Here is a 5,471-nt window from a genome sequence, read left to right as displayed (position 1 = left end):
AGGGAAAGATATGCATGAAGATCCACAGGTACCGAATTATGGCCGTAAAGGCAACGGTTTACTCCTAAGAGAAAACCTGGTAATGGCCATAGAACCTATGATAAATATGGGCAAAAAAGACGTTTTTCTAGATGATGACGGCTGGACGATCAGAACTGCTGATGGAAGTCCATCTGTACATTTTGAACATGATGTATGTGTGAAAAAAGGGGAAGCACTTATTCTTTCTAATTATGCCCCTATTGAGGCTGCTGAAAAGCAGAACAGCAACCTTAATACTTCTTATTACTAAATAGCAATACAATGGGCGCATGGAGGTTTTGGAGAGATCAGTTTCTCAAAAAACTCCATGTAACCATCTATCTTATTACACCAATATTGCATCTGAAACTATCGCCTCAGCATTATCTTCTAACAATATTTTAACCGTTTTTAGGGTAGACTCCGCAATTTCTGTTAAGGCCTCTTGCGTAAAAAAAGCCTGATGCCCGGTAAGCAAAACATTCGGAAAACTAATTAGCCGCTGAATATCATCGTCACCAATAATACTTGCTGAAAGATCTTTAAAAAAGAGTTGTTCTTCCTGCTCGTATACATCAATTCCCAGCGCCGCAAGTTGGCCTGTTTTTAGTGCTTCAATCACCTCTCGTGTATTAATCAACCCGCCTCTGCTTGTATTGATTAGCGTAACACCTTTTTTCATCGTCAATAAGCTATTTGATCCTATCAGATAATGGTTTTCTGGTGTAAGCGGGCAGTGCAGCGAAATAATATCAGCTTCTTTTATCACTTCATGAAAAGGCAAATACTTTACTCCTGCAATTTGTAATGATTTATCCACAAAAGGATCAGAAGCCAGTACAGTACAGCCAAAACCAAGCATAATTTTACAGAAAGCAGCGCCAATTTTCCCTGTGCCGATTACGCCAACTGTTTTGCCAAAAAGATTGAACCCCATTAAACCTGAAAGCGAAAAATTCTGTTCGCGTATGCGGTTGTAGGCCTTATGGGTTTTACGGTTTAGGGTAAGCAACATGGCTACTGCATGTTCTGCCACAGCCTGTGGCGAATAAGCCGGAACGCGGCAAACGCGAATCCCGTATTGTTTGGCCGCATTCAGATCCACATTGTTAAAGCCTGCACAACGCAAAGCAATAATTTTCACCCCTTTTTGTGCCAGTATGGCTATAACATCAGCCGTTAGTTTATCGTTCACAAATACACAAACAGCATCAGTACCTGTTTTTATCGCGTCGGCAATATGAGGCCCCAGATGAGTTTCCCAAAATTCTAATTCAAAATCATAATGTTTATTACAGCTTTCAAAAAATTCACGGTCGTAAGGCTTCGCAGAAAAAAACACAATCTTCATATCGTTAAAAATACAGATTAAATAGGATTTTGCTGTCCTGTTTTAACCTAGGAGTCAAAACGCTTATTTTCCAAAATCAAATAATAGCGTCCCCTTAAAAGTTTTTCCGTCTGTTTTGTTTTTCTGGCTTTGGGGTCCCAATAATAAAGCAGACTGAAACTTGGTCCCGATGGCACTTACCCCTTTTAAGAAACCTATACTCCCTTCTGGGAAAGCGGGCTCTACATTGTTGTTGCTTAGTGCCGCAGCTTCACGGGCAGGCCTTAACATTTGCAGATAAGTATCCTGATCGGGTATGTAAACCGTAAACGGGGCTTCCTTATTTTCTACAGTCACCCAGTTCACTTCGGCATGATAACCTTTAAACTCAGGGTAGCCCCAGGTTTCACCAGTGATCGAATTATTATAATCTTTATGCCAAACCCCAAACTGCTGCCCTTTTAGCCTGTTTTTCCAAACCCTATACGGGCCACGGCCAAGATATTTCATTCCGGTAATTTTATCTTCAGGATAATTAAAGGTAATACCCATAAAATCAGCATCACCCTGTTGGTTAAATTGATATTCGAGTTTTACCAGCTTTCCGGTTTCAAATGTCCACTTCGCATGCAAATTACCAGCACCCTGATAATCAGACTCAACGATATATTTTGCGCCTTCTGCTTTATGGCTAAAATTTTTCAATTCGGTATTTACACCAGCCAACACCGGACCTTTTGACAAAGAAATAATGGTATTCCCTTTAACAACTTTCTCCAGATAACCCGTTGCCTTTTCAAAATAGTAGCTCATACCATCCTGTTTAATCAGGAGCGACTGGTTAGTTTCTTCGGCTTTTACTACTGAGTTGGACAGCGTAGTTTCTTGCTTCTCTGCAACCAAACGGGCAGTTTTTATCGGCCAGCTCCAGGTAAATATTTCCTTCTTATCAGCCCCATAAGCGGTTAAATATAAAGCGTCACTTTGTGTCCACGATTTTGGCAAAGCCAGATCAAGCGTACCTTTTGCGCCAGGCTTAAGCTTAGAAGCCGTTGCTCCACTGGCATTTACAATAGCTTTTGTTCCTGCTGTGTTAGCTGAGGGAAAACTAAGCAATTTCCATTTAAAAGTACATTGATCAAGATTAGTAAAATTGAAACGGTTCTCGATCGCGATTTTACCATTAAAATCACTGTCAATTTTTACCAGATCGACAAAAACCGGAGACCATATCTCTTTTATGGTGTAAAAACTGGCTTCCTTTTCGCGGTGTGGGCCAATAATTCCATCAGGCGCATGGTTTCCATCACCATCGTAAATACCGTTTTTATCTGTACGGATTACGTTTTCATCCACCAAAGCCCAAATAAAACCACCGGCACCATGCGGGTGAATCAACATTTGATTCCAGAAATCATCTAAAGCCGCACCAGCACCACCATCATAAAGCGCGTGCATAAATTCAGTCGGAAAGAAAACCTCCTGTCCTGAAGCAGCGGCCTTAATCATATAGTTATAATCTGGGTAATGTTTGGTATCGGTTCCGTTAAATTTCTCCCATGGATGAATTACGGTACGTTTCTGAGGATCGTATAAAGCATAATCATTATCAAGATCGGTATTAAACCCTCCCTCGTTGCCATTGGCCCAAAAAACAATAGATGGATGGTTTACATCCCTGATTACAAGTTCTTTTACGAGCCTGTGCCCAACTGTGTTATCGTATTTTGCCTGCCAGCCCGTTAATTCATTAATCACATACAGTCCTAACGAGTCGCAGATATCCAAAAACTCCGCATCGGGTGGATAATGCGACATGCGAACAGCGTTCATATTCATTTCTTTCATTAGCCTCACATCCATTAAATGTACCTCGCGACTTAATGTACGTCCGCTTTCGGGCCAAAAGCTATGGCGATTAACACCTTTTAAAATCATTTTCGAACCATTAACATAAAAACCATCGCCATTACGCAGTTCAAGCGTACGAAAACCGAACTTTTGTTTTACCTGATGAATAATTTTCTGTTTATTTTTGATCCGCACCACCACCTGATATAAATTGGGGAATTCGCTACTCCATAATAAAGGGTTTGAGAAAGTAGCCTTCAGGGTCTGCATACCATTCGCTAAATTCGCTTTTACAGCAAATGCTTTCCCTACATTTTCGCCAGTTAGTTTTTTCACCTGGGCTTCAAGAATATCATCAGCAGCCAAATTTTGGCCATAAACATCAAGCTGAAAGGTTCCATCGGCCTTAGCATTAACAGCAACTCTTTCTATAAATTTGTTTGGTACAGTTTCCAGGTAAACCGGACGGAAAATGCCACCAAAAATCCAAAAATCGCTCGTTCTTTCGGCTTTATTAATCGACGCATTTGCCGATACTTTATCAACCGTAACTTCCAATAGGTTCTTCTGTCCTGGTTTTAACAGTGTGGTAATATCATATTTAAACCGATAAAATCCGCCCTGGTGCAGGTCTCCCGCCAGCTTTCCGTTAATACTAACCTTAGTATCGGTCATAGCGCCTTCAAAAACCAGGAATACTTTTTTTCCTGTGATTTTACCCACCGGAAACTCATAACGATAAATGCCCTGTTCGCTGGCTTTAACGGCAGTACAATAAAAATCCCATTGTTTGGTATGGTCTTTATCCGTTCCGGAAAGATAGGTTTTAGTAGTTTCCTGCGAAAAGCCCGCGAAAGAAATCAATAGCAACAATAAAGATACTAATCTTTTGATCATGATATATTTGGTATAAGCATTAAAACAGCGTCAGTTTTCAACCAAAAATAATGGTTTTGGATGTATTAAACCGAACGTTTACAAGATAATGGAATTTGTGCTTAAATGAGACTGGATAACCAGCATTTTACATCTTTAATCATTCAGGGTTTTAAAAACATTAAAAATTTAATAATTTTACTTAGAAGCTTAACTGTTCCACTATGAAAAACAACAAACTATCCGAACTTAGCCTAACCGAATTAAACAAACAGAAAAAACAATTGAGCGGCCTGTTAATTGGAAGTGCTATTGTGATGTTGTTTCTGTTTAGTGCACTTTTATATCTGATTGTTAAAAAACAAAACTTTGTGCTACTTGCCGTTATTCCAGGCTGTATGCTCGCTTGGTTACCCGTTGCAATTAAATTAAGTCAATTAAATACTGAAATAAAATTACGGGGTTCAGAAACAAACTCAGGCCTGTAAAAACTAAAATGGAAACAACAAATTTAAAAGATGGCGACTACTGCGTTGTGGTTAAAGGAACGCATATCGGTAAGTCTGGCAAGGTAAGCGATATAAACACGAGTAAAACAGGCCACATTACCATTACTGTAGAACAAGACAATGCCGTGAGGTTTAAAACCCTTGGCCGGAATGTGGTACTGAAGGCACATACAAAATAAAATACCTGATGAGTGGTAGCTCAATCTTAAATACCATCTCCTACCAACTTACGTCTGCCATTCGGCCTGATACCCAAGAGGAAGGCAGCAAAAAACCATCACATCAATAGCTAAAATAGCCAAAATCAGTAACATGTTGATTACGCTGAACAGGGTTAACGCGCTGCTCCGTACTTTTATGCCACACACAAATAAATTCATGAGGGCTTTTACTAAATCGATTTTGCTACTCCTGCTCTTTGCAGGTATTTTCACAAACAGTAACGCACAAAATTATACCGTGAAGGGTATAGTGTTAGATACTGCAGGCTTACCACTACCCGGTGCGGTAGTCAGGATTAAATTCGGCGCCGACAGTATAGGCACCTCTGCCAATAATGATGGTACATTTGCATTGGATAAAATTAAATCTAAACAGTTTACCTTATCAGCAGCTTTTATAGGCTTCGATACATTTATTAAACAGTATCAGATCGAAAAGGGTAGTATTTTAAACATCACCGATATCAAACTTAAACCATCATCGAACACATTAGAGGGCGTAGTGATCTCGGGTGTTCCTCCTGTTAAAGTAACCGAAGATACCGTGAGTTTTAGCGCCAAAGCCTTTCCTGTTAGAGATGGCGATGCTGTTGACGAAGTACTGAAAAAACTACCCGGTATTAAGGTGGATAAGGATGGGAATGTAACCAGTCAGGGTTCGCC

Annotated in this window: 6 protein-coding genes; 4 read left to right on the top strand and 2 right to left on the bottom strand. The window is 40.0% G+C overall.

Annotated elements, in window-relative coordinates; translation table 11 throughout:
- Window positions 1-292: M24 family metallopeptidase (locus AC1DPQ_RS20115; RefSeq protein ID WP_477610668.1), on the top strand; the 292-nt coding region annotated here is incomplete at its 5' end.
- Between the two features lie 75 nt (window positions 293-367).
- Here the strand turns inward: AC1DPQ_RS20115 and AC1DPQ_RS20110 are convergent.
- Together AC1DPQ_RS20110 and AC1DPQ_RS20105 are read right to left on the bottom strand one after the other, a co-directional pair.
- Entirely contained in the window at window positions 368-1,372 is a 1,005-nt protein-coding gene (locus AC1DPQ_RS20110; protein ID WP_477581854.1) for a 2-hydroxyacid dehydrogenase, read from the bottom strand.
- A 63-nt stretch (window positions 1,373-1,435) separates the two neighbouring features.
- Window positions 1,436-4,099 (bottom strand): glycoside hydrolase family 2 protein, encoded by a 2,664-nt coding sequence (locus AC1DPQ_RS20105; protein WP_477610667.1) that lies wholly within the window; start codon window positions 4,097-4,099, stop codon window positions 1,436-1,438.
- 203 nt (window positions 4,100-4,302) lie between these two features.
- Between AC1DPQ_RS20105 and AC1DPQ_RS20100 the strand changes: the two genes are divergently transcribed.
- The 3 genes from AC1DPQ_RS20100 to AC1DPQ_RS20090 form a co-directional block, all read left to right on the top strand.
- Window positions 4,303-4,566: a hypothetical protein gene (locus tag AC1DPQ_RS20100; protein ID WP_477610666.1), complete on the top strand. Its 264-nt coding sequence runs from the start codon at window positions 4,303-4,305 to the stop codon at window positions 4,564-4,566.
- A gap of 8 nt (window positions 4,567-4,574) precedes the next feature.
- Window positions 4,575-4,766, top strand: a complete 192-nt coding sequence (locus tag AC1DPQ_RS20095; protein ID WP_029279221.1) for an RNA-binding protein — start codon at window positions 4,575-4,577, stop codon at window positions 4,764-4,766.
- Window positions 4,767-4,899: 133 nt separating this feature from the next.
- The coding region (locus AC1DPQ_RS20090) for a carboxypeptidase-like regulatory domain-containing protein (RefSeq protein ID WP_477610665.1) at window positions 4,900-5,471 on the top strand (572 nt) is incomplete at its 3' end.

This window comes from Pedobacter sp. 01T416_2 (assembly GCF_056398925.1).
The sequence above is the reverse complement of the archived record's forward strand: the minus strand, read 5'-3'. Positions and strand labels throughout refer to the sequence as shown.

What these genes read in the sequence shown, in the direction of transcription:
- AC1DPQ_RS20110 (WP_477581854.1), bottom strand. Translation starts at nt 1,372, where the DNA reads ATGAAGATTGTGTTTTTTTCTGCGAAGCCTTACGACCGTGAATTTTTT.
- AC1DPQ_RS20105 (WP_477610667.1), bottom strand. Translation starts at nt 4,099, where the DNA reads ATGATCAAAAGATTAGTATCTTTATTGTTGCTATTGATTTCTTTCGCG.
- AC1DPQ_RS20100 (WP_477610666.1), top strand. Translation starts at nt 4,303, where the DNA reads ATGAAAAACAACAAACTATCCGAACTTAGCCTAACCGAATTAAACAAA.
- AC1DPQ_RS20095 (WP_029279221.1), top strand. Translation starts at nt 4,575, where the DNA reads ATGGAAACAACAAATTTAAAAGATGGCGACTACTGCGTTGTGGTTAAA.